The organism is Halanaerobium sp. ST460_2HS_T2 (assembly GCF_003337665.1).
Lineage (GTDB): Bacteria > Bacillota > Halanaerobiia > Halanaerobiales > Halanaerobiaceae > Halanaerobium > Halanaerobium kushneri.
Genome location: NZ_QPJF01000013.1, coordinates 70042 through 92053, shown reverse-complemented (window position 1 = coordinate 92053; position 22012 = coordinate 70042). Strand labels below are relative to the sequence as shown.

Below are 22012 nucleotides of genomic sequence, written 5' to 3'. Positions count from 1 at the left end.
ACTTATAGAATTTTATTTTCAAAAAGAGGAGTTTGATTAATGACTGATTTTTATCCGGTTTTAGAACAATTATTATTAATGGGAGTTTTAATTGCACTTGGTTTTTATTTGAATCGTGCAGGGAAAATTAAACAGGCTGCAGAAAATGGAATAGCCGAACTCACAATAGATATAGCCTTTCCTGCTTTGATTTTTACGAATATAGTTAAAGATTTTGATTTTAGTATGCTGAGACAGTATTTAATTGTACCTATTTCAGCTTTAATAATTACTGTAATTTCAATTTTAATAATTTTTGTTATTACCCGCAGCCGGGGTTATTCTCGCAGAGAACAGGAAGAATTTGCCTTTGTCTCTGTCTTCAGCAATAATATTTTTGTAGGAGCACCAATTTGTCTGGCACTCTTTGGGGCTCAGGGACTAATTCTGGCGATTTTATACGATTTTGGAATGCAGTTGATTCTCTGGACTGTAGGTATCTGGCTTTTAAAAGATAGTGGTCAGAATGCAGAAAGTCATTTTTTAGCAAATATATTTTCACCTCCAATTGTAGGGCTTTTGCTTGGTCTGCTGGTAGTTTTTAGTGGTTTTAAAATGCCACAATCTGTAATAAATATAACTGATAGTATTGGAGCAATTACCGTTCCTCTGGCTATGATTTTTATTGGACTGCAGCTTGCTAAAAACACTTTTGCTGAAGTTATGGCAAATAAAAAGGTTTATCTGCTTTCATCACTCAGGCTTTTGCTTTTTCCAGCTTTAGTTTATCTGGGGTTAGGGATATTTCCGATTCAACCCTTATTAAGAAGTGTAATGACAATCCTGGCGGCAATGCCTGTTTTTGCCAGTTCTTCTGTAATTATGGAAAAGTACGGACATAAAAGTGATTTTGCCTCAGCTGCAATTTTTGCAACCATAGTTTTTATGGCATTTACTCTGCCTTTATTTATCTGGTTAACTGTTTAATTTGAAAGCATTTTCAAAAAAGAATATAATTAATACGAGGTGAAAGATAGTGGTTTCTATAAATGATGTAGCAGAAAAGGCAAATGTATCAATATCTACTGTATCGAGAGTGATTAATCAAAATGCTAATGTTTCACGTGAAAAGGAAGAAGCAGTTTTAAAGGCTGTTGATGAACTTGATTATATTCCAAATGGTTTGGCTCAGGGATTGGTAACTAAAAAAAGCAAATCGATTGGTGTTTTAATTGCTGATATCGCTAATCTTTATTATTCTTATCTGGTCAAAAGTATAGAGAAAGAACTTCGGGCTGCCGGATATTATGCAGTGATTGGCAACACTGAGTGGGATGGAAAAAGAGAAAAAGAATATGTGAGACATTTAATGCAGCGGCAGGTCGATGGTTTTATTCTGGCTTCAACTTCTTTAACCTCTTCTTATTTAGAGCAGTTATTAGAAAAGGATATTCCCCTGGTAGTATTAGACCGCGAAATTAAATCAGATAAGATAGATAAAATAAGAATTGATGATTATAAAGGTGGTTATCAGGCTGCAGAACACTTACTGGAATGCAGGTATAATTATTTTATTCACCTCCAGGGAGCCGATTTTACAGCTACTGCGGCTGATCGTGCTCGCGGCTTTAAAGATTGTATGCAGGATAATGGTATTGATCATTCTAATTATAAAGTTATTTCTTCATCTTTTGTCGAATCCGAAGCAGCTCAAGATATTGCTCAGTTTTTGGATTCAAATAATATTAAAGATAAGCGCCCCGGGATTTTTGCTGCCAATGATGCAGCTGCTTTTGGGGTTTTAAAAGAACTAAAAAAGAGGGGGATAAAAGTTCCCGAGCAGGCGGGAGTTGTTGGTTTTGATAATGTTAATTTTGCTGAATATTCAAGCCCGGCTCTAACAACTATCAGCAGGCCAATTGATGAAATCGGAAAAATTTCCGCCAGAACGTTACTGAAGAGACTAAATATGAATGAAAATGAAAAGATAACAGAAAAGGATATAACTCTTGCCGTAAAATTAATAAGGAGAGAGAGTACGGCCAAAATATCGGAGGAGAAACTATGATGAATTTTCTGAAGGAAGAAAAGAAAATAATTTTTATATATATTTTACTTGGCTTTGCCTGGATTTATTTCTCCGACACTTTACTTTATAAGCTGGCCGGTAACTCAGAAGTTTTTCGGATTCTGCAGTCCTTTAAAGGCACCTTTTATGTCCTGGCGACTGCTGTTTTACTTTACTTATTGATTAAACGCTATGTTGATAATTTAAAGGAGCAGAAAGAAGAGCTAAATGCTTTAAATGAAGAACTAACAGCTTATAATGAAGAGCTTTTAGCGATGAATGAGGAGCTGGACCAATCACTGGATGAGTTAAATGAAATGAATGAAAAATTTATTTCGATGATTAATCTGGTTTCGGATCTAGATAAACAGAATAATCTGGATCAGGATCAGTTTCTATCACGTTTATTAAAACAGGCGGTTAAAATCGTGCCGGAAGCTGATTATGGTAAAGTATATTTGATTGAAGATGGAGTTTGCAGATTTATAGATGCTGTCGGCCATGATATTGAAATTTTAAAAAATCTAAAGGTTGATCAGAAAAGCTTATTTCATTATGACGAAAGAGGTATTTTTACTTCTGAGCAGTATTCAATAAATTTAGATAAGATTCCGCGCAAATACCAGAAAGAATTTAAAAAGGCCTTAAAAGAAATTAAAGATTCACTTTTTATTAATATTGAAGTTAATGAAAAAGTTGTCGGTAGAATTTCACTTGATATTGCCGCAGCCAGCAGTGCTGAATTTAGAGATACAACTAAAAAAGTGCTGCAGTCTTTTGCTATGTTAGCTTCTTCCTTTTTTGCTTTTAAGCGTTTTGATAAACTACAGGGTAAATTTACAAAAGAATTAATTTCATCAATAATTAGGATTTTAGAAATTTATGATAGTTACACCAAGGGACATTCTGAAAATGTCGCCAATCTTGCGGCCAATGTTGCGGAAAAAATGGGGCTTTCTCGTAAAATGGTGGTTGATACTTACTGGGCCGGGATGGTTCATGATATAGGAAAACTTCTGGTTCCAGTAAATGTTCTCAATAAAAAAGGAAAGTTAACTGAAGAGGAATATCAGTTGATAAAAAAACATCCCCTCTGGGGAAGTCAGGCTCTCGCGAATTCTGCAGTTTTAAAACACATTTCAAAATATATTTTATATCATCATGAACGTTGGGATGGCAATGGTTATCCGGAGGGAATAGAGGACAAAGAAATCCCGCTGGTTTCTCAAATTATTGCTGTTGCTGATTCCTGGGATGCAATGAGATCCGAGCGTTCTTATAGAAAACCCTTGAGTAAAGAAGAAGCGATAGCTGAGATTGAAAACAATAAGGGGAGCCAGTTTTCGCCTGAGGTTGCTGATCGATTTTTAGAGCTTGTTTCAACAAGTGATTTTTCTATTAAAAAGACCGCTCTAGATTCCAGCAGTGGTCCGGATTCTGTTACTCTTAATGAAGATTATTTTGAATATCTTTTTGAAGAAAGTGCGGAAGGAATTGTAGTACTGGACAGCAAATTTAGAATAATAAAAAGTAATAAGTATTTTTTGGATATGTTCGATTATAAACGATATGAGGTTTTAGATAAGCATATTAAGGATGTTGTTGTACCGGGAGAGAAAAGCAAGGAGACTGATAGATTTATTGAACTTGTTAAAAATGGAGAAAGAGTTAATGCCCGAACATTTAGAGAAAATAGCAGTGGAGAAAAAGTTGAAGTATCTGTTCAGGGATTTCCTATTTCTTTAGCTCAAGGCAAAACAGGATACTATATAATTTATCAGGATATTAGTGAATTTAAAGATTTAGAAAGAAAATATTTTAACTCACAGCAGAAATACAGAGCTTTATTTGAAAATGAAGATATTATCATTTTGATTATTGATCCTGAAACCGGGCAAATAATTGATGCCAATCCAGCAGCTGAGAACTTTTATGACTGGAATAAAGCTGAGCTTAAATCAAAAAAAATATCAGAGATCAATGTTTTGAGTCCTGCTGAAGTAAAGGCGGAGATGAGAAATGCCAGAGCAAATGATAAGAATAGATTTTTATTTAAGCATCGATTAGCTTCGGGTGAGATTAAAAAGGTTGAAGTTTACAGTCAGCCAATTAAATTTGAAGAAAAAGAATATTTATATTCTATAGTTCATGAACTTAAAAGCAAAGAGGCCAAGAAATTAGAACTTATTAACTAAATTTTATTTAGAATTATTTATTTATCAAACAAGGATTTTTTTAGCAAATAGAGAATTATATAATTACAGGAGGTCGATATTATGAGAAAAATTCTGGTAGCTGTTGATGGTTCTAAAAGTGCACAGAAAGCTGCAAAAAGGGCTGCCGATCTTGCTCAGGATGTAGGGGCTGAAGTAACTTTGATTCATGTTTATACCGAGTCCGCTCAGATTCCAGTTAACCAGTTCAACGAAGTGGCCTCTTATCTATCTGCAGAAACAATGGAGGAGATTATGTCTCAGCAGGAAGATACAATTAAGGAAAAGAGGCAAAAAATTCTGGATGAGGATGCTGAGTTTTTTCAGGATAAGGGAATCAAATCAGATAAAGTACTTCTACACGGTGATCCAGCAGATGAAGTCTGTGATTATGCGGAGAAAAATAAATTTGACCTGATTGTTGTTGCTGACAAGGGTCATGGTAAAGTAGAGAGGTTTTTGCTGGGCAGTATTAGTGATAAAATTGTAAGGCATGCCAGAACTTCAGTAATGGTTGTTAAGTAAACTGTAAACGAAAAACTTGATGTCAGGTAATTTAGTTTTGATATCAAATACCTGGCATCAAGTCTAATTACAACCTCAAAAATTAAATATTTGATGCTAAACCTCTTTAAAAGGAGGTTTTTCTAATTAGGATTAATAAGATCAAAATGAGTTGAAATATTATCTTATAAGGAGAAAAAATTATGAAAGAATCTGAAAAACAAATTAAAATGAAAAAAGTTAAATGGGGAATTATAGGTTGTGGAGATGTTACCGAGAGAAAAAGTGGCCCAGCACTACAAAAAATAGAAGATTCGTCCCTGGTGGCGGTTATGAGAAGAACAGGGGAGCTTGCCAGAGATTATGCGCGTCGGCATCAGGTTCCGCGCTGGTATGATAGAGCAGAAGATTTAATTAATGATCCAGAAGTTAATGCTGTTTATGTTGCTACACCACCCTCTACTCACAGAAAATATACTATTATGGCAGCTAAAGCAGGATTACCCGTTTATGTAGAAAAACCAATGGCCAGAAATTATACAGAAGCTCAGGAAATGATTAAAGTCTGTAAAGAAAATAATGTGCAGCTCCATGTAGCTTATTACAGAAGAGCAATGCCCAGATTCTTAAAAATCAAAGAAATTATAGAGCAGGGTAAAATTGGAGATGTTAGAACAGTAAATATCAGACTGGCTCAACCAGTCGAAGAAGCAGAAAAAGATGAGGCAAATTTACCCTGGAGAGTTCTACCTGAAATTGCAGGGGGAGGAAAATTCTTAGACCTGGCCGCACATACTTTAGATTTATTTGATTATTATTTTGGTCCAATAGAGCAGGCTTCCGGTTTCGCTGCTAATCAGGCTGGCTACTATCCGGCTGAAGATAGTGTGGTAATGAGCTTTAAATTTGAAAATGGAATACAGGGAATTGGCAGCTGGACATTTAATGGCTATCATGATCTGGACCAGAATGAAATTATAGGAAACAAAGGACGCCTAATCTTTTCCTCTTTTAGTGAAGAGCCAATTATTTTAGAAAATGAAAAAGGCCATCAGGAAATAGAGTTTTCCTACCCCGAACATGTTCAGCAGCCACTTTTAACAAAAGTAGTTGCCAGTCTTTTAGGAAAAGGAGAGTCACCTTCTACAGGAGAAAGTGCTGCCAGAACTACCGAGATTATGGATCAAATTATAGCAGATTATTATAGAGATTAAAAAAGTGGAGAGAATAATAAAATATAGAAAATAATATATTCAAATAAATTTTTTAACAGCTTCCCTCTGGGAGGCTGTTTTTTTTAAAACTTATAGCTGGTTAAGAAAAAAAGTCTTATGGTTGGAATTTTGGGTAAAAAATTTTGGATAAAAGACTGGATATAATCTGAGCTTTCAGCTTGACTTTATAAACTATTAGCAGTATAATAATTTTATCGAACGACGGGTCGGTCAAAAAAGGAGGAAAATTTATGACACCTAAACTGGTGGACACTGATCAGAGAAAAAGAGAAATAATAGAAGCAACTATTTTTGTATTATCAGAAAAAGGAATCAAAGATATCAGAATAACTGATATCGCAAAAAAGTTAGATCTGGGTAAGAGCACAATTTATGAGTATTTTAAAAACAAGGATGATTTATTAAAACAATCTTTCGAATTTTTTCTGCAGGAGCTTTATATACCAGAAGCAAATGAAAAATATTCGTTTTTGGAGGAGTTAAACTATATACTTGACAGATATTTAAAGCATACAGATCAAGAGTTAAAACAATTTAATGTGATTATAGATATATTTTTTGCCAGTATTAAAGGTGATTTTAAAGAATTTGATTTTGTGTTTAATGATTATATTAACTATATGGTTGAAAAAATTAAAAAAGATCAGCAAGCAGGCCTGATCAGGAAAGAAGTTAATCCCCAGGCAGCAGTTTCCTGGATTGGTGCCACTCTTGATGGTCTGGGAATTCAGCTGATTATGAGAGACGAATTTAATGGTGAGGAAATTTTCTCTTCTTTTTTAGAAGCAGTTGAGGTTTATTTAAAAAATAAATAATTTAGTTTTAATTAGAGGTGTAAAATATGAGAGATAAACTATTTAATTATCTGGCCAATACAATTATCAAAAAACCTAAGACTATTTTAATCATTACCGCACTTGTTACAATAGTATTATTATTATTTTCATTTAACCTTAACCTGGAGTTAAGCTGGGTTGGTTTGGCCCCTAAAGGTGATCCTTCTCAAACTGAATTCCGGAAAATTGTAGATAATTATCCTTCGGCCAGTAAAATGTATGTAACTGTAGAAGATAAAGGTGGAGATTTAGAATCAGCAGCAAAAATTGCAGCTGAAAATCTGGAAAAACTGCAGTATGTAAAACGAGTAGATTATCGAGTAAATATGGATTATTTGCTTGATAATGGCCTTCTGCTCTATGAGTCTGATAATTTAAATAACATAACTGATATTTTAAAAAATCCGAATCTAACCGGCTTTATAACAAACTTGAATGACCTTTATGAAAAAGAATATAAGGGTAATAGTAGTGGTATTGAAGATGATAAGCAGGAGATGGTCAGAACCTTAAGAGGTTTAGATTATTTTCTTCAGTTAGCGGATCGATCATTGACTCAGAATATTAAATTTGAAGAGATGGATAAAGGGGTTAAAAGATTGCTTGTTGGAGATCCCTATCTGAGTTCCATCAAAGGAGAAACTTTATTAATGACTGTACAGCCTACTTTTGGAGCTCTGGATTATAATAAACTGAAGCCAGGTGTAGGTGCCATTGCAGAGGAGCTGAAAAAGATAGAAAAAGAGCATCCAGGATTTAAATATGGATTAACTGGAATGCATGTAATTGCCAGAGATGAAATGGAAAGCACAACCAGAGATTCAACTCTGGCCATGATAATAGGTCTGATTCTGGTCCTAATAATTTTAATAGCGGCTTTTAAAATGTGGTTATCACCCCTTTTGGCAGCAGTTCCTTTAATTGTTGGTATAATCTGGGATATGGGATTGACTTCTATATTTATTGGTAGATTAAATATTTTTACTGTTTTTACAGCTGCCATGTTGATTGGACTGGGGATTGATTTTTCTGTTCATATTCTGAGTGGATTTACAGAAGCTCGCAGTAAAGATTATTCTTTAGAAGATTCTGTGCATTTTACTTTAGAGAAGGTAGGTCCTGGTATACTTACTGGTGCTTTAACTACTGCTGCAGCTTTCTTTACTCTGACAATTAGCTCACTTGGTTTTTTAGTTGAGCTGGGCTTGATTATGGGAATGGGAATTTTGAGCATTATGCTAGCAGTTTTCCTAATCTTACCTGCATTATTATTTCTAAGAGATGGAAGCAAATCTTCTACGGTCAAAAAGGGTAATTATCCTGTAATTGGTAAAATGGCTGCCTGGTCCAGAAAATGGAGATATCCTGTTTTAGCTATAGTATTACTAATCCTTATTTTTTCAGCCTGGCAGGGAACTATGGTTGACTTTTATTTGAGTATCAAAAAAATTGAACCAGAAGGACTGGAATCGATAAAAGTAATGGATGATATTGCTGATAAATTCAATATGAGCAATGATGCAGTTCTGTATACCACTGATAATTTAAAGAAAACTTATCAGCTGGCAGAAGAAATAAAAGACCAGCCCCAGGTTGAAAGAGTAAGTGCAATTACCGAATACCTGCCTCCATCAGATATACAGCAGCAGAGATTAAAAAATTTAACTGCTGTTAATCAAATGCTAAAAAGGAGACCGGGCTATCAGAAACCGGATATAAACAATTTAATTACTCAGTTAAAAAGGTTAGAAAATAATTTGATTGAAATTGGTCAGCTTTCTTATATGTCCGGGATAGATGAGGTAGTAAATGTTACAGATAAAATCACAGGTTTGCCCGGGAATCCAGGAATATTATCAAATTTTATAAGTAAACTGGAAGCTGAAAAATATCAACAGCAAAAATTAAATGATTTTGTCAGCAGTTTTTATGATAGTTTCAGTGAGAATAGTGGAAAAATGGAAATCAAGAGTGAGCTTACAGTAAATGATTTACCGGCAGATATAAAATCACAATTTATAAGTGCAGATGGCAGTTCATATCTTAATTCAGTCTATGCTAAAGGAAACCTGTGGGACAGAATAAAAGAACCTTTTGGCAGCAGGTTTATTCACATGCTGAGAGAAAAAGTGCCCCGGGTTACAGGTACCCCAATTTTTATGCGGGTCTTATATGATCAGGTTAGTAAGGAGGTAACTGAAGCAGTTTTCTTAATTGCTGTTACACTGTTGTTACTGTTATTTTTCCATTTCCGGTCATTCAAAGAAGCTTTTATTGCCTTTTTACCTCTCATTTCAGCTCTTACAGTAACAATGGGACTCATAAAAATTCTAAATGTTAACCTGGATATTTTTAGTGTGCTTGCTTTTCCCTTAATTATTGGAATTGGGATTGATGATGGTGTTCATGTGATTCACCGTTTAAATATTAGTGATCAGGATATGCAGACAGTATTTAGCAGTGTTGGACGAGCTATTTTACTTACCACTCTGACAACGATGGCATCATTTGGTTCTTTGATGATTGCTCAATATCAGGCTATATATCGTCTGGGAGTGACCCTGTTTATTGGAGTTGCCTTCTGTTTTATTATGACTTTAATTATTATTCCGGCTTTATTAACTAATAAAAATAAAATTAATGAAAGTGAGGAGAATTAAGATGAAAATAGCAAAAAAAATTATTAATTTAAGTATTCTAGCAGCTTTAATGATTATAATTGCTGTCAGTATTGTTAATGCAGCAAATATAACAGGTCAGGAGATTATAGATAAGGCAGAAGATAATATGGATTATGGTAATTATCAGAGCCAGGCTCAGATGACAATCCACACAACCGGTGGAGATAAAAGAGAACTTAAAATGGAGATCCGGGGTGAAGGAACTGAAAAATCAATTATGAAATATTATGAGCCTGCCCGGATAGAAGGAGTAACTTTTCTTTTTATCAAAGATGATATCTGGTCTTTCTTTCCGAGAACAGGAAGAGTTAGACATTTAGCTGCATCTACCAAAAATCAAAAAATGATGGGAAGTTCTTTTAGTTATGATGATTTTAGCAGTGAAGCTTTTGAAGATTACAGCGTGAAATTAATTGGAAACGAAAAAATGCTGGGAGAAGAGTGTTATAAAGTTGAAGGTCAGGCTAAAAGTGATGAGGCAGCATATGATGGCTTTACAGCCTGGGTTACAGAAGGAGATTTTCGACTGCTTAAAGTTAATTATTTTAAAGCTGGAGAAAAGATAAAGGTGATGACCATCGAAACTTTTATGAAGGTAAACGGGAAATTAAGGCCAAAAAAAATTACAATGAAAGATTTAAATGAAGATAATCAGACTGTTTTTGAGTATATAGAAATTGAAACTGGAGTTAACTTTAGACCTAATTATTTTAATAAGAGAAATTTAGAGAGAATTTCTAAAAGCCAACTTTAAAATTTATATAAGGAGGAGGCCTGATTTTCAATGAAAAAAATAATATCTATTCTATTTATATTAATATTAATATCGGTGGTTTCTTATCCAGTTCTGGCGGTAGATTTTTCTTATGGAGGGCAGTTAGATAGTTATCTGGAAAGGAAGAATAATAATTATAATTTTGCTAATGAGCTTAAGTTAAAATTTGATTTAGGCAGCTTTAATTATAATGGACATCTGGAAGGAGCTTTGATTAATCAAGATAGTAAATTTTCCAATCTGAGCCAGTTTTCTCCCGATAATGAAGTTAAATTAGATAAAGCCTATCTTGATTTCTGGTTTGCTTCTGGTGAACTTAAGCTTGGAAAACAGAGGATTGCCTGGGGTTCTGGTTATTTTTTTAATCCAACTGATATAATAAATCCGCTTAAGGAAGATAATAAAAGCGAAATAAATCCCCGTCAGAGTACAGACAGCATTTTTGGCAGCTATTATCTGGGCAAAGGGGCGCTGCAGGGAGTTATAGTAACTGATTTTCAGCCTTTAGGACCTGACAACAATGATCAAGCAGTAGAGGTGGCCCGGTCAATTAATCCCGCTCTGGATGGGAGTGTAGTTTTACCACAAGATTTTAGCGATGAGCTCGAATATGGATTGAGGTACACAACAGTTATTAATTATTACGATTTTTCTCTCATGTATTATCAGGGAAGAGAGGACTATCCAGTTGTATCTGCTTTTGAAAGTAACAATACTCCTCCTGAGGTCATTTTTAGTTATCCGGAAAAAGAAACTTTTGGACTTGATCTTTCTGGCACCCTTGCCGGGGGAGAAATAGGAGTCTGGGTTGAAGCAGCATATACTAATCCAGATATTGGGCATAATTATTTACAATCGATCATTGGTCTGGACTATACCTACCAAAATGGTCTTCATCTGCTTGGTGAGTATTATAGAGATGAAAGTTTAAGTAATTTTATACCCGGTCAGGAGGTAAAGACTAAAGATTTTTTGGGCTTAGAAAGTGATTATAATTTAACTGATCTGCTGAAAATTACAGGAAGTTTATTGACGCCGTTTAATTCCGATTTTTATCTTTTAAATGGAGAGTTAAATTATTCGATGGCCCAGAATGTCAAGTTAAAAGCAGGATTTAATCAACCAATAAATGAGGAAGGAACAATTTTTGAGAATAATGACTTATTTCCGGCTGAAGATAATCTTTATTTAGAACTTTCCTATTATTTTTAGTAAAAATATTTGACAAAGTGAAATTAAAAGAATATAATGTGACTACAAAGTCATATGACTTAAAAGTCATAATAAATCTGAAAATTTATTTTTATTAAACTCTGGCAAATATTTAGGAAAAAGAAGGTGGACAAATGCCTAAACAAACTTTTTTTAATTTGAACAGCTCCAAACAGAATAGAATTATTGACGCAGCTATAGCAGAGTTTGGGACTCACCCTTATTTAAAGACGAGCATTAATAGAATAATAAAAAAAGCAGATATATCTAAAGGTAGTTTTTATCAGTACTTTAATAATAAAAAAGACCTCTATAAGTATGTAATTGATCAGGTTTCAGATGCTAAAATGAAGTTTTTGGGAGAAAAACTGCAAAATTATCAGCAGTTAGAATTTTTTGAGCTGCTCAGAGAGCTTTTTATAGCCGGAATTCAATTTAGAAAAAACTTTCCCCGTTATTCGGAAATTGGTGATCGGGTTTTAAACAGCAGTAATAAAGATTTAAAAAATGAACTTTATGCTGAGAGCAAACCAAAAAGCAATGATTTCTTTGAAAAACTCTTACTAAAAGCTGTTCAGGAAGGAAAAATTGACCCAGAGATTGATATAAAATTCACAGCATTTATGCTAACTGAATTTTCGGTCAGCATAGTAAATTATTTTTTTGAGACTCATGACACTGATAATGTAGACGAAATTATGAATTATGTAGATAAAATGCTCTATATCATGAAAAATGGTATAGCAAAGGGGGATAAAAATGTCACTAATTAAGTTAACAGGCCTGGAAAAAATTTATCAGCAGGGGAAAATTGAGGTACCTGCTTTAAGAGGAATAGATATGGAGATTGAGTCAGGAGAGTTTACAACTATTTTTGGTCCCTCTGGTTCTGGAAAAACTACTCTGCTAAATATGATTGGCTGTCTTGATAAGTCCACAGCGGGCGAAATTATTTTTGATGGACATTCAATTAATGACTTAGATAATAAAGAATTGGCAGAAGTTAGGCGTTATAATTTAGGCTTTGTATTTCAGAGTTATAATTTAATTCCAGTTTTAACTGCTTTTGAAAATGTAGAATTTGCAATTAGATTAATAGATAAGCACAGTAAAAAAGAAAGAAAAGATAAGGTGATGTCACTTTTAGAAGAGGTTGGACTTGGAGATATGGCCCACAGACGGCCAAATGAACTTTCTGGAGGACAAAAACAGAGAGTAGCCATTGCCAGAGCTTTAATAAAGGAACCTAAACTTGTTCTGGCAGATGAACCAACCGCCAATCTGGATTCGGAAACCAGTCAGGAAGTTTTAGAACTGATGAAAGAAATGAATGAAGAACTTAACACAACTTTTATTTTTTCAACTCATGATCCTCAGGTAATGGATTATGCTCGCCGTTTAATTGAGATTAAGGATGGAAAAATCAGCAAAGATCAGAGGAGGGATTAGTGATGTTTTTTCTCAGGATGGCGTTTAAAAATTTAACACGTCATAAAAGAAGAACTATCATCACAGCTCTGATAATTGCCTTTGCAATTTTAATCTATGTAATGACAGATGGCTTAATGTTAGGAATGACTGAGATGTCATTTGATAACATTATTAATTTAGAAAGCGGTCATCTGCAGGTTGTAGATCAGAACTACTGGGAAGATAGAAAAGAACTGCCCTTAAAAAATTTAATCACTCCCTCAGCAGAGCTGGAAGCTGAAATAAAAAAAACAGCCGGCTATGTCGCAATGACAAAAAGGCTAAAGTTTGCTGTTAATTTAAATAATGGCATAGATGAGTTACCCGTTACTGGAGTTGGGATTGATTTGGGCCAGGATGATAAAGTTTTTGAATTACAAAACTACCTGGTCGAAGGTAGGATGCCGGAAGCAGACAGCAGTGAGATTATCATGGGAGCAAAGCTGGCCGAATTAATGGATTTTAAAACAGGAGATTATGCTGTAATGCTGATTAGAACCGAGGAGAAAACCTTCAATACAATTGACGGAGAAATTGTAGGTCTTTTTAATACACCTCATCCAAGTCTGAATGAAAGCAATGTTTTTTTACCTCTATCTACGGCCCAGGATCGTTTAAATACAAAGGGTAAAATAAGTCATTATGCAGTTAGACTAAGTGATCAAAATCAGGCTCTTACTGCTGCAGAAGAGTTAAGTACAAGATTGGAAGCTCCTTTGCAAGCATATTCCTGGAAGGATGCGGCTAAAAATCTGGTAACAATGATTGAAATGCAGGATATTGAAACTCAGGTTGTTCTGGCAGTAATTCTTACCCTGGCTGCAGTAGGAATAATTAATACTGTTATTCTATCTGCTCTGGAGCGAATGGAAGAACTGGGAATGATGAAAGCTCTGGGTATGCACGAGAGAGAAATTGTATATACTTTTATGGGAGAAGCTGCTGGTATAGGAGTAATCGGTGGAATAATGGGAATTATTATGGGGATCATCGGCCTCAGTATTTTTAATATTAATGGAATTGATATTTCAACAATTACGGCAGGAGGAGATATGACCTACGGTTTTCCTTTAAGTGGAACTATTTATGCTGGCTGGGAAATTAGTTCATTTATCTTTGTTTTTATTTATGGAATTATCGTTTCAGTTCTGGCAAGTATTTTCCCTGCCCTATGGGCTGCGCGCAAAGACCCTGTAAAAGCAATTTATCACCGCTAAGGAGGTTAGGAAATGAAATTTTTAATAAGTATTGCTTTCAAAAATATGTTTAGAAATAAATTAAGAACTGTAGTTTCTATCCTGGCTATTGCCTTTGCAGTAATGGTAATTGTTTTTACCAGGGGATTGATTGATGGGATGATCGAAGATACTTACTCACTCTATATTCATTATGACACCGGCCATATAAAAATTATTGATCAAGAATACGAACAAAAAGAAAAATTGCTGTCTTTAAATTATACGGTTAATGGATTGGAAAATAAATCACTATCAGAAATGGAATCCGACTTAAGTGATCTTGATGGAATTGAAATGGTAGTTCCCCGCTTAAAATTCGGGGCAGCAGTAAGTACTGAAGAAGAACTGGTACAGTTGCTGGCCTGGGGAGTTGACGGAAAAAAAGAACTTAAATTTACAAATATTGGTAGAGAATTAAGTCGAGGTAGAATGGTTGAGTCTGGCAAAAGAGAGGTTGTGATGGGGACAGCTTTACTGGATAAAATAAATAAAACTGTTGGCGAAAAAGTGACAATGGTTTATACTACAGCCTTTAGTTCTTTTCAGGGAGCAACCTTTGAGATTGTCGGAGAGATAAAAAGTAATCTTCCTTTATTAAATGAACAGGTTGTGTTTATGCCAATTGATACAGCAAGACAGCTGCTTTATTTAAATGACGAAAGTACAGAACTGCTTTTAGTTACTGCAGATAGAGATCAGGTTAATAATTACCTTCCTGCTGTCAGAAATTATTTAGATCAGAATGGGGGAGAGCGTTATCTTGCTCAAAGCTGGAGAAGTGGTAATACATTTATTCAGCTTTTAGAAGTGAGTGAGAAAATTTATAATTTTATCTATTTATTCCTGGTTCTGCTGTCATCAATTGTAGTTATTAATACACTGGTAATGATAGTTAAAGAAAGAACTCAGGAAATAGGTATGATGAGTGCCCTGGGATTAAAAAGCCGAGAAATCCTGGAGCTATTTCTTCTCGAAGGTTCTGCCATGGCAGTGATCGGAAGTTTTTTGGGAGCACTGGGCGGAGGTTTAATAAATTATTATTTATCCGGAGTTGGTTTTGATTACAGTGCAGCTTTTGAAGACATTGATGTTTTAATGAATCCAATTATTTATCCAACATTTAAAATTGAACACATGATTTTTGCCTTTGTTATCGGAGTAGTTGTGACAACTTTAACTGCGATTATTCCGGCCAGAAGAGCTGCTAAATTGGAGCCAACAGAGGCACTGCGCGAAATTTAATAAGTATAAATCTATTCTTTGTTTTATAACGTTTTATAACTTAGAACAAAGCTAAATATTAATTGATTTAGAAAGGGGTCAAAATAATGTTTGCCTATTTAAAGAAACGTAATTATATTAATCTAAAAACCATATTAATTGCTGCGCTGGTTTCTGCTATCCTGGTTAGTATTAATCTGTCTGCTGCCGCTCAAACTACTGCCGCTCAAAATCTGTCTGCAGATGAGATAATCAATCGCCGAGATGAAAATGAATATGTAATTACTGCTTATTCGGAGGCAGAAATGATTATTAAAAATAGCGGTAGATCTCAGACCAAGACTATGCGCAGCTGGCAGGATAAAGAAAACGCTCTGGCAGAATTTACAAACCCGCGTGATCGAGGCACTAAATTTTTAAAAAGAGGTGACGATCTCTGGATGTTCTTTCCTCAGGCAGAAGATCTGGTTAAGATTTCAGGTCATATGCTGGAACAGGGAATGATGGGAAGTGACTTTTCCTATCAGGATATGCTGGAATCAGATAAATTAACAGACCTGTATAATTTTAAGCTTCTTGGAGAAGAAGAATATGAAGGCAGGACGGCTTATAAACTTGAAGGTGTAAAAGTACCGGGTAAAGAAGTCAGCTATTACAGAAGGGTAGTCTGGATTGATAAGGAAAGATTTGTTGGTTTAAAGGAAGACCTTTATGCCGAAAGTGGTAGATTGCTCAAGGAGGCAAGAGTTCTGGAGGTGGAAGAAATAGAAGGACGCTGGTATCCGGTGCATATGGTAATGGAAAATAAACTGCGCCAGAATACAAGTACTGAATTTATTGTCAGGGAAATTGAATTTAACCCGGATTTGCCGGATAATATTTTTACTCTCGAAAGATTACGCTAAATAAGAAGCAGCCTGATTTAAAAATCAAAATTAATCTGCCAGACAACGTTATAAGGATGGTGATGGAAGAAGATGAAATTTTTAAATAGTAGATATAGTATATTTTTAATAATATTTGTTATTATAATAGCTATACTCTCGGTTCCAGTAACAGCTGCAGATATTGGGGGAAAGGCCAGTCTAATCAGTAATTTTACTTATCTTGATTCAGAACTGGATAATAATCTGACTGCAGAATTGGAGCTGGAATGGTTTTTACCCTATGATTTTCCTCTTAATATTCAGAACAGAGCTGTTATTTCTCTAGCAGAAGCGAGAGAAGATAACTTTGAGCTCTGGTTTAAAAAATTATATTTAAAAGAAAAGCTGGGTCCTTTTGATCTCAGCCTTGGTAGGCAGCCGATTTCCTGGTCTTATGGTGCTTTAATTAATCCCGTTGATTACAGTCTGGGAGCCGAAAATTTAGAGGAAGAAAGCAGAGCCAAATTTGTTGATGGTATAGAGTTATATTATCCTATTAATTGGGGAAGTGGTCTGACTTTTGTTGCTTCCAATCTTGAAAATCAAAAAGACCATAAATGGGCTTTGAGAGGAAGAACCACTTTTAAAGGCTATGATTTAAGTCTCAGTTATGTTAACACCCCTGTAGAAGCTGCGGCGGATCTGGAGCGTTATGGTTTAACTGCGAAAGGTGATCTGGGTCCAGTTGGTATTTATGGGGCTTATGGTCTCTGGCAGAGTGATGAGATTGATTATAAAATTTATCAGCTTGGTACAGATTATAGTTATCATTATCTGGCCGGAAGTCAGCTCTATCTGCAGGCAGAATATTTAAGACTTGAAGGCTTGGAAGGAGATATTTCTGCTTTTGACTTATTTAGCCTGGAATCATCAACAGCTGCAGCGAACAGTTCAGATATCAAAAGCAGTTTAGATTTTATTAACACTAATTTAAGTTATGAGATTGACGAATTCTCCTCGATTGGAATAATGACTGTGAGTTATTTAGATGATGGCAGCACTTTATTTATTCCTAATTACAGTTACCTTTTTAGCAGCAACCTACTACTTGAACTGCGGGGCAGTCTTGCCGCCGGTAGTGAAGGAGAGATTTTGGGTGGAGATGCTAAAGGTCTAGAAATTAATTTAAGTTATACTTTTTAAAAACGTACACGCACCGTGAACCTGTCAGTTTATGTCGGTTAAAGTAGAAATTAATTTAATTGTTTTTGGCAAAATTTTTTCCTCCCTCTGTCAATTGGTCTAATTATGTTTTATAATAAAATAAAGAGGATAATTAAATCGAGATTTATTCGAGCAGCTAAATCTTTTTGGCTAATTCTTTGCTCAGATAATGAAGTCAAGCTGTTTAGGGGCTGATATTTATGAAAAAGAAAGTTATTGATAAGATAATCAAAATTGCCAGAGAAAATAATGAAATTAAAGCTGTTTATCTTTTTGGCTCTCAGGCTAAGAATCAAGCCAGTGTAAATAGCGATATAGATATTGCGATACTTCTACAGGATAATTATACTGAAAAAAGTGGAGAAATTAAAGTTGAGATTTACGAAGAGTTAATTAAAGCTGGACTTGATAATATAGATTTAGTTATTTTAAACAAGGCATCAGCCCTTTTAAAATATGAAGTTGTAAAAGAAAATTATCTGCTCTATAAAAAAGAAGATTTTGATGCAGCTTCCTATCAATCTCTAGCAATTAGAAAGTACCTTGATTTTGAGTATTATTTGAAAAAAAATCAGCAGAAGTTTAAGGAGAGAATTTTAAATGGTTAAAAAAGAGATAATTTTGGAAAGATCTCAAAAGTGTAATGAATATCTTAAACAGCTGGGAAAAATAGTAAAAGATATAGAATTTAAAGAATTTAATAATAATCCACTTCTGTATGGAAGTGCCGAAAGATTTTTGCATCTATCAATTGAAGCATTAATTGATATTGGGAATCATATAGTTTCAGATGATGACCTGGGTAGGGTTAATGTTTATAAAGATATTGCTGTAATTTTGGCAGAAAATAATTATCTAAATGAAGAGGAAAAAGAGCTATTTATTCGTATAATTGCTTTTAGAAATATCTTAGTTCATGACTATATGGATTTAGATAGAAATGTAATTTTTAATTTATTAAAAAATAATTTAAATGATATTCGAGGACTTTTGAAATCATATTTGAATTTAGTTTGATTTAGCTTCGGAAAGAATTTATTTCTATATTAAAAGAGGTGAAAAAAATGAAAAAACTTTATCGTTCTCGCGAAAACAGAAAGGTCGGAGGAGTCTGTGGTGGAATAGCAGAATACTTTGGTTTTGATCCAACTCTGGTTCGTTTGGGAGCAATTGTTCTGATTTTTATCTGGGGAGCAGGGCTTTTAGCCTATATTGTGGCCTGGGCCATCATTCCCGAAAGACCAGCTCACATCGATGTTGAATATGATGTCAGCTCAGAGCCAGTACACAAAGACCAGCAGCAGGATAAAAGTGAGGCTGATCAGAATAACGGCACTCATGATGATGATCCAAAATACTATGATATTTAGCAGCAAAAAACTCCAGCTTAGCGGCTGGAGTTTTCGATATTTTTGAGGTGATTTTCAATTTTTCTAATGTATTTTTGGTAACTATTTATAGTCTTTTGAATATTTTTATAGACTATTTTATCATCAATTTCTTCATATTCATGGACAAGTCTGTTTCTCAATCCAGCAGAAGCTACTTTAAATTTAATTAGGGGGTCCGCGTGATTTAATAAAACCAGATCAACAGGTCGCAGGTCAAAGATTTTAGAAATAGAATAAAGCACATGATCCTGATTTTTCTTTAAAGAACTCTCTTTTTTCACTTTAACTGCCAGATCAATATCACTATTCTCATTAAAGTTTTCTTCTCCATATGAGCCAAATAAGACAAGCAGTTGCAGCTCATAATTTTTAAGAATTTCCCTTATTTTATTAATTTTATCTTCTTCCATAAATACATCTCCCCCTCCGCATAAAACGACATAAATCGGGTGGTACACGGCACCTGTACTTTAAAAATCACTTTCCGGAAAAATTTCGTGCAGCCGATTTTTAAAGTCAGCCGGAGCATAGTTCTGGTAATTTTCCACAAGCTGCATCACTTCTTCTAACTGCTGATCACTGATTTCTCCCTTTTCATTGAGCCGGCGGTAGGCGTTGGCAAAAGAAAGTACAAGTTTTAGATCTAGACTGTCCAGATTAGCCATGAGGAATCGTTCCTTCCAGTGATAGATTTTCGGGATCAACAAAACGAATAAATTCTTCTTCAAAAAATAGTTTGATTGAGCCTGTTTGACCGGTACGCTGTTTGGCGATAATAATATCTGTATCACTTTCGGTACCTTCGGCTTCAGCCTCTTCGCGAGCCTTAGCAGAGGTGTGAGCATGACGGTAGAGGAAGATAACTCCATCGGCAACCTCCTCAATATTACCGGAATCTCTTAAATCAGAAAGCACAGGCCTTTTATCCTGGCGGCTGGTAAAACTACGAGAAATCTGAGAAATTAAAATTACCGGGATATCAAGTTCCGAAGCCAGGTTTCTCAGCTGCAGAACAATCTGACCGACTGCTCGCGAAGTGTTCTGAGCATGCTCTTCCGGCAGCTGAATCATCTGTAAGTAATCAATTACTGCCAGATCAAGCCCATCCATTTGAGCCTTAAACTTACGCAGTCGAGCTCTAATTTGTGCAGTATTTAAACCACGCTCATCAGAAATCATTAAAGGAAGTTCGTGTAGATTATCAAGTGCTTTAGAAACCCGCTGATCTTCTTCATCATTGGTTTCCCCCTGGGTATACTTCCAGGCATTAACCTGTGATTCCTGAACAACCATTCTGTCTACAACCTCAGTTGCATCCATCTCCAGGGACATAATTGCTACTTTTGCCTTTCGTTTAAGCACATTTTTAGCAATATTGATTGCAAAGGCTGTTTTACCCATTGAAGTGGAAGCAGCAATAACTGTCAGGTGACCCCGTTTAAACCCTCCTATTAAATTATCAAGAGAAATAAAACCGCTTCTAAGCCCCACATCAGCTTTTTTATGCTTGCGGTCCATATAGTTGGAAAATGACTCCATCAGGACCTCTTCCATATTATAGATGTGTTTTTCTAAGTCGTTACTTTCATTTGTTGCCTGAAAAATAATCTCCTGAGCCCGGGCTTGATAGTCATCAATAGTCAGATCGTTAGCCTCAGTCAGCTCCTTTAACTTATTGGAAGCCCTTTTTAAGAGTGAGCGCTGATAATCCTTTTTAATTAAATCAATAGTTGGATTCAGCTCATCAACTGTATTGAAACCTGAGGTCAGGCGTTCGATAATTTCTTCTGCTTCATCAACTGCGTTCTGGCTCTGTAAATCTATTAAAAGTTTTGTTCTCGAAATCTGGTTATCCTGCTGATACTGTTTTAAAAGCTGGTCAAAAATGATTTGAGCCTGGGGATCCAGAAAATGCTTAACCTCGAGCAGGTCAGCAACCTCATCAATTTTATCAGGGTACTGCAACAGGATGCCTAAAAGTTGATATTCATTTTTATTGTATCGGTCATCTTTGCGCTGGTTCTGTACTTCAACTGCCATAATCAGGCCTCCTGTTGTTCTTCAATTTTTTTAACTCTAACATTACCTGCCAGTTCTAAATACTTGTTCATTTCTAAAAGTCTCTGAAAAATACGCTCTCCCATAACCGGAAAACGATTTTTTAAATTTTTAATAGAATAATTTGTTGATAAAATAATTGGTTTTTCCTCTCTATAGCGGCGATCTATAATTTGATAAAGGGTAGAAGAGGCAAACTCAGTTGCTTTTTCGGTACCCAGGTCATCAATTAATAATACCGGTATCTGCTGGACAGTACTTAAAATTTGCTTTTCATCAGTTTCAGGATTATTCTGATTGTAAGTGCTTCTAATCTGCTGTAAAAGATCAGAATAAACAATATAACGGAACTGAATTCCACGATCAATAAGAGCATTAGCAATACAGCCGAGAAGATATGACTTACCACTGCCAATAGGGCCTTCAATAATTAAGCCTCTACTGATTCCATCAGCATTATATTTCTGAACAAAAGAAGAGGCCAGACTGTAAATTTTCTGGGCATTTTCCCGGTAATTCATTCCGCTGTCTGTCATCAGATCAGTTTCATAATAGTTAAGATTTGCATTAGCGAAAGTTGCATTCTGTAAATGACGGGGCAAATTACCATTCTGCTGTTTGCGCTGCCTTAAATCATTTTTGGCACAGCTGCAGATTAAATACTGATTATTTCGATAGATACGTCCGGTATCATGGCACTTTTCACAGTCCCAGTCCGGTTCCTTATAATCAAGCGGTATATCATGTTTTTTTAAGAGTGCGTGGTAATGAGCTTCCAGACTTTCAATTTCCTTTTTTAATTCCGAAATTGAATTATCTTCAGGATCTTCCTTATTAAAAAGACCAACTTTTAACATCTTATATTCGCGTTTAAGGGAATTTAAATAACTGTATGCCTGTTCAACATCAGGATACTCCCTGTGAATACGGTCTATTCTTTTTTCTGCTTCCATATATTTTTCTCTGGCTTTACCCTGATATTTATTTGAATTAAACTGTAGTGGCATTATTGATCCCCTTTCCAAATTTTGTTCAGGTGTA

Annotated in this window: 22 protein-coding genes; 18 read left to right on the top strand and 4 right to left on the bottom strand. The window is 35.0% G+C overall.

Annotation, left to right across the window (positions count from 1 at the left end; all coding sequences use genetic code 11):
* The first annotated feature begins 39 nt into the window (after positions 1-39).
* The 18 genes from DFR80_RS07865 to DFR80_RS07780 all read left to right on the top strand — a co-directional run bounded on the left by DFR80_RS07865 (position 40) and on the right by DFR80_RS07780 (position 18892).
* Positions 40-966 carry an AEC family transporter gene (locus tag DFR80_RS07865; protein WP_076544036.1) on the top strand — a complete coding sequence of 309 codons (927 nt, stop codon included), beginning with the start codon at positions 40-42 and terminating at the stop codon, positions 964-966.
* Positions 967-1015: 49 nt separating this feature from the next.
* A complete protein-coding gene (locus DFR80_RS07860; protein WP_114489667.1) occupies positions 1016-2047 on the top strand; it encodes a LacI family DNA-binding transcriptional regulator in 1032 nt (343 codons plus the stop codon).
* The gene (locus DFR80_RS07855; RefSeq protein ID WP_147270179.1) at positions 2044-4242 is read left to right on the top strand and encodes an HD domain-containing phosphohydrolase; all 2199 of its coding nucleotides are present in this window, start codon (positions 2044-2046) and stop codon (positions 4240-4242) included. Before DFR80_RS07860 ends, DFR80_RS07855 begins: the two co-directional genes overlap by 4 nt.
* Before the next feature lie 81 nt (positions 4243-4323).
* Positions 4324-4785 (top strand): universal stress protein, encoded by a 462-nt coding sequence (locus tag DFR80_RS07850; protein WP_114489665.1) that lies wholly within the window; start codon positions 4324-4326, stop codon positions 4783-4785.
* Between the two features lie 209 nt (positions 4786-4994).
* On the top strand, positions 4995-5978 hold the full coding sequence (locus tag DFR80_RS07845; protein WP_076544203.1) for a Gfo/Idh/MocA family protein: 984 nt from the start codon (positions 4995-4997) through the stop codon (positions 5976-5978).
* 251 nt (positions 5979-6229) lie between these two features.
* Entirely contained in the window at positions 6230-6814 is a 585-nt protein-coding gene (locus DFR80_RS07840; RefSeq protein WP_114489664.1) for a TetR/AcrR family transcriptional regulator, read from the top strand.
* A 26-nt stretch (positions 6815-6840) separates the two neighbouring features.
* Complete coding sequence (locus DFR80_RS07835; RefSeq protein ID WP_114489663.1) at positions 6841-9495, top strand: RND family transporter; 2655 nt, start codon at positions 6841-6843, stop codon at positions 9493-9495.
* 1 nt (position 9496) lies between these two features.
* Positions 9497-10270 carry an outer membrane lipoprotein-sorting protein gene (locus DFR80_RS07830; protein WP_076544042.1) on the top strand — a complete coding sequence of 258 codons (774 nt, stop codon included), beginning with the start codon at positions 9497-9499 and terminating at the stop codon, positions 10268-10270.
* A 30-nt stretch (positions 10271-10300) separates the two neighbouring features.
* Positions 10301-11503 carry a hypothetical protein gene (locus DFR80_RS07825; protein WP_114489662.1) on the top strand — a complete coding sequence of 401 codons (1203 nt, stop codon included), beginning with the start codon at positions 10301-10303 and terminating at the stop codon, positions 11501-11503.
* 134 nt (positions 11504-11637) lie between these two features.
* Positions 11638-12276, top strand: a complete 639-nt coding sequence (locus DFR80_RS07820) for a TetR/AcrR family transcriptional regulator (RefSeq protein ID WP_114489661.1) — start codon at positions 11638-11640, stop codon at positions 12274-12276.
* A complete protein-coding gene (locus DFR80_RS07815; protein WP_076544045.1) occupies positions 12263-12952 on the top strand; it encodes an ABC transporter ATP-binding protein in 690 nt (229 codons plus the stop codon). The genes DFR80_RS07820 and DFR80_RS07815 overlap by 14 nt, the downstream gene beginning before the upstream one ends.
* 2 nt (positions 12953-12954) lie before the next feature.
* Positions 12955-14190 (top strand): FtsX-like permease family protein, encoded by a 1236-nt coding sequence (locus DFR80_RS07810; RefSeq protein ID WP_114489660.1) that lies wholly within the window; start codon positions 12955-12957, stop codon positions 14188-14190.
* A 12-nt stretch (positions 14191-14202) separates the two neighbouring features.
* Complete coding sequence (locus DFR80_RS07805) at positions 14203-15453, top strand: FtsX-like permease family protein (RefSeq protein ID WP_114489659.1); 1251 nt, start codon at positions 14203-14205, stop codon at positions 15451-15453.
* Positions 15454-15539: 86 nt separating this feature from the next.
* Positions 15540-16337, top strand: a complete 798-nt coding sequence (locus tag DFR80_RS07800; RefSeq protein ID WP_076544048.1) for an outer membrane lipoprotein-sorting protein — start codon at positions 15540-15542, stop codon at positions 16335-16337.
* A gap of 72 nt (positions 16338-16409) precedes the next feature.
* Complete coding sequence (locus DFR80_RS07795) at positions 16410-17501, top strand: hypothetical protein (RefSeq protein WP_076544049.1); 1092 nt, start codon at positions 16410-16412, stop codon at positions 17499-17501.
* A 221-nt stretch (positions 17502-17722) separates the two neighbouring features.
* Entirely contained in the window at positions 17723-18130 is a 408-nt protein-coding gene (locus tag DFR80_RS07790; RefSeq protein WP_076544050.1) for a nucleotidyltransferase domain-containing protein, read from the top strand.
* On the top strand, positions 18123-18539 hold the full coding sequence (locus DFR80_RS07785; RefSeq protein WP_076544051.1) for a DUF86 domain-containing protein: 417 nt from the start codon (positions 18123-18125) through the stop codon (positions 18537-18539). The genes DFR80_RS07790 and DFR80_RS07785 overlap by 8 nt, the downstream gene beginning before the upstream one ends.
* Before the next feature lie 47 nt (positions 18540-18586).
* Positions 18587-18892: a PspC domain-containing protein gene (locus DFR80_RS07780; RefSeq protein ID WP_076544052.1), complete on the top strand. Its 306-nt coding sequence runs from the start codon at positions 18587-18589 to the stop codon at positions 18890-18892.
* A gap of 17 nt (positions 18893-18909) precedes the next feature.
* Here the strand turns inward: DFR80_RS07780 and DFR80_RS07775 are convergent, their stop codons facing one another.
* The 4 genes from DFR80_RS07775 to DFR80_RS07760 are packed head-to-tail and all read right to left on the bottom strand — an operon-like array spanning position 18910 to position 21978.
* Positions 18910-19323: a HepT-like ribonuclease domain-containing protein gene (locus DFR80_RS07775; RefSeq protein ID WP_114489658.1), complete on the bottom strand. Its 414-nt coding sequence runs from the start codon at positions 19321-19323 to the stop codon at positions 18910-18912.
* 60 nt (positions 19324-19383) lie between these two features.
* A complete protein-coding gene (locus DFR80_RS07770) occupies positions 19384-19578 on the bottom strand; it encodes a hypothetical protein (RefSeq protein WP_076544054.1) in 195 nt (64 codons plus the stop codon).
* A complete protein-coding gene (locus tag DFR80_RS07765) occupies positions 19571-20953 on the bottom strand; it encodes a replicative DNA helicase (RefSeq protein ID WP_076544055.1) in 1383 nt (460 codons plus the stop codon). Before DFR80_RS07765 ends, DFR80_RS07770 begins: the two co-directional genes overlap by 8 nt.
* A gap of 2 nt (positions 20954-20955) precedes the next feature.
* On the bottom strand, positions 20956-21978 hold the full coding sequence (locus DFR80_RS07760) for an ATP-binding protein (protein WP_076544056.1): 1023 nt from the start codon (positions 21976-21978) through the stop codon (positions 20956-20958).
* Positions 21979-22012 lie beyond the last annotated feature (34 nt).